General features: G+C 65.1%; 3 protein-coding genes. All 3 read left to right on the top strand.

What is annotated here, in order from left to right; genetic code table 11:
- Positions 1-132 precede the first annotated feature (132 nt).
- Entirely contained in the window at positions 133-1,428 is a 1,296-nt protein-coding gene (locus AC4FAH_RS14245) for a DUF3100 domain-containing protein (RefSeq protein WP_131432168.1), read from the top strand.
- Positions 1,429-1,531: 103 nt separating this feature from the next.
- On the top strand, positions 1,532-2,692 hold the full coding sequence (locus AC4FAH_RS14240; protein WP_279833408.1) for a M20 aminoacylase family protein: 1,161 nt from the start codon (positions 1,532-1,534) through the stop codon (positions 2,690-2,692).
- A gap of 34 nt (positions 2,693-2,726) precedes the next feature.
- Positions 2,727-2,942, top strand: a 216-nt coding sequence (locus AC4FAH_RS14235) for a hypothetical protein (RefSeq protein ID WP_490246277.1), incomplete at its 3' end; no start/stop codon positions are given.

Below are 2,942 nucleotides of genomic sequence, written 5' to 3'. Positions count from 1 at the left end.
CTCCTGACAATACTGGATTGCGCTGACCGCCCCGGCAGAGGGTGGCAGCCGACAGCCGCGGGCATGCCCCGAGGCGCTGCATTCCAGACGTTTCATCAGCTAGAGAAACTACAATAACAAGCGGAGTCCCACATGCCCCTTTCTCAACTCCTGGACTGGCGGTTGCACCTGCTGGTCGTGGTGCTGTCTCTCGGCGCCGAACTGATCGGTATTCTCAAGTTCCCGCTCGGCCCCGGCACCTTGCTGCTGTTGCCGCTGTTCTATGCCTTCATTGCCGCCGTACTGTGCAATCCGCACCTGTTCAGCGGCACCAGGCGCTTCATCCCGCCGGTGGTCAGCGCGGCGGCAGGGCCGGTCATCCTGCTGTCGATCATGCCGTTCATCGCCCGCTTCGGTTCCACCATCGGCCCAGCCATCGAGCAGCTGATCTCGGCGGGTCCGGCGCTGATCCTGCAGGAGCTGGGCAACCTGGGCACCATGCTGATCGCGATGCCGATCGCGGTGGTGGTGCTCAAGATGGGCCGTGAGGCGATCGGTGCGACCTACTCCATCGCGCGTGAACCCAATATCGCGATCATCTCCGACAAATACGGCCTCAAGGGCCCGGAAGGCGTCGGTGTGATGGGCGTCTATGTCGTGGGCACCATGTTCGGCACCCTGTGGTTCGCGCTGATGGCGGGCTACCTGACCTCACTGGACATCTTCGACCCGCGCGCACTGGCCATGGCCTGCGGTGTCGGCAGCGGCAGCATGGTGGCGGCGTGTTCCGGCGCCATCGCCGGCGCCCTGCCGGAGATGGGCGAAGAGCTGCTGGCCTTCGCCGGCGCCAGCAACCTGCTGACCTATGCCACCGGCCTCTACGTCTCGCTGTTCATCGCCCTGCCGGTCGCCGAGCGCCTGTTCCGCTTCTTCAGTCGCAAGCGGGCCGGCAGCGATGACGCCATGAATGACGAGGAAGCCAAGCTCGCCTCAGACGCGCTGGTTGAAGACCGCCCGGAGAACCAGCTGGGCAAGACAGCCATGGTCGTCGCGGCCGTCTGCGTGGTCGGCTGGGTGGTCAACACCATCAATGGCGCCAGCCTGATCGACGCCGCCCCCGGCATGCTGATCCTGTACGTGATGACCATGCTCGGCCTGCTGGTCGCCCGCGTCATGCCCTTCTACCTGCCGGCCATCGCCTGGGTGTCGCTGGTCAGCATCCTGATGACGTTGCCGTGGTTCCCGGGCAGCGGCTGGATCACCGAGCAGCTGGGCTTCGTCAACTTCCTCGCCATCGTCACGCCGGTACTCGGCTATGCGGGTCTGGCGCTGAGCAAGCGCGAGTTCAGCATGTTCCGCCAGGCGGGCTGGAAGCTGGTGATCATCTCGCTGCTGGTCTTCACTGGCACCTATATCGGCTCGGCGGTCGTGGCGCAGGCACTGCTCTGATCACACGGGCTTCGGGCTTTACCTTTCGCTCCTCACTTTGCTTCCCCCTTCTCATCACTTTCACGCCGGCACTCCAGGGTGCCGGTTTCCACAGGAATTCAGCATGCAACTACCCGACAAGATCGACGAGGCACTGCTGCGCAGCTGGCGTCATGAGTTTCATCAGCATCCCGAGACGGCCTTCGAGGAGCACCGCACCTCGGCGCGCGTCGCCGAGATCCTGCGTGCGGCAGGCCTGGAAGTCACCACGGGACTCGCCGAGACCGGCGTGATCGCGGTGCTCGACGGCAAGCTGGGCACGGGCCAGACCATCGGCCTGCGCGCCGACATGGATGCGCTGGATGTCACCGAGGCCAACGCCGTCTCACATTGCTCACACACACCGGGCAAGATGCATGCCTGTGGCCATGATGGCCACACCACCATGTTGCTGGGCGCGGCCTGTGAACTGGCACGCGACCCTGACTTTGCCGGCCGCGTGGTGTTCGTGTTCCAGCCGGCCGAGGAGAACGAAGGCGGCGGCCGCCGCATGGTCGAGGACGGCCTGTTCGAGCAGTTCCCGATGGATGCCATCTATGGCCTGCACAACTGGCCAGGGCTGGCGCTCGGCGAGGCGGCGGTGCATGAAGAGGCGGTGATGGCGGCCTTCGATGTCTTCACCCTGACCCTGAGCGGCCACGGCTGCCACGCCGCCATGCCGCATCTGGGCAAGGACACCATCCTGGCGGCCTGTCAGCTGGTGACCCAGCTGCAGGGGCTGATCAGCCGCGAGACGCCGGCGCACCAGACCGCGATTCTCAGCATCACCCAGTTCCATGCCGGTGATGCCTTCAACGTGATGCCGGAAGAGGTCGAACTGCGCGGCACCCTGCGCTGCTTCGACCCGGCACTGCGCGCGCATCTGCAGCAGCGCTTCCATGACGCCGTCGATGCCATGGCGACCTTCCACGGTCTCAAGGTCAACTTCGACTATCAGCCGCGCTATCCCGCGACGCTCAATGCGCCCGGCCATGCCGAACGCTGCGCCAGCGTTCTCGAGCAGCTGCCGAGCATCCAGCGGGTCCATCGTGATCTGCCGCCCTCGATGGCCTCGGAAGACTTCGCCTATCTGCTGCAGGAATGCCCGGGCGCCTATATCTGGCTGGGCAACGGCGAAGACAGCGCCTCGCTGCACAACCCGCACTACGACTTCAATGATGCTGCCACGCCCATCGGCGTCAGCTACTGGACGTCGCTGGTGCGTCAGCTGCTGGCCGCCGCCTGAGGCCAGGTGAACAAACCCTCGAGGGATGCTCAGCATGAAGATCTGCGTGATTGGCGATGCGCCCATTGGCACTCGGGCCATACAGGCGCTTGCGCATGCCGGAGTCGAGGGCGTCATGGCAGTGGCGGCGCCCGAGGGGCAAGTCGCGAGCCATTCGTCCTTCAGTGCCGAGATCTACCTGATGGCGCTGGCCACATCGCAACAGGTGCAGAAGGTACTGACGGGCAAGCAAGGCCTGCTGCGCAGGGCG

The sequence above is a fragment of the Cobetia sp. genome (genome assembly GCF_983723665.1).
This window is presented reverse-complemented; position numbering and strand designations above follow the sequence as displayed.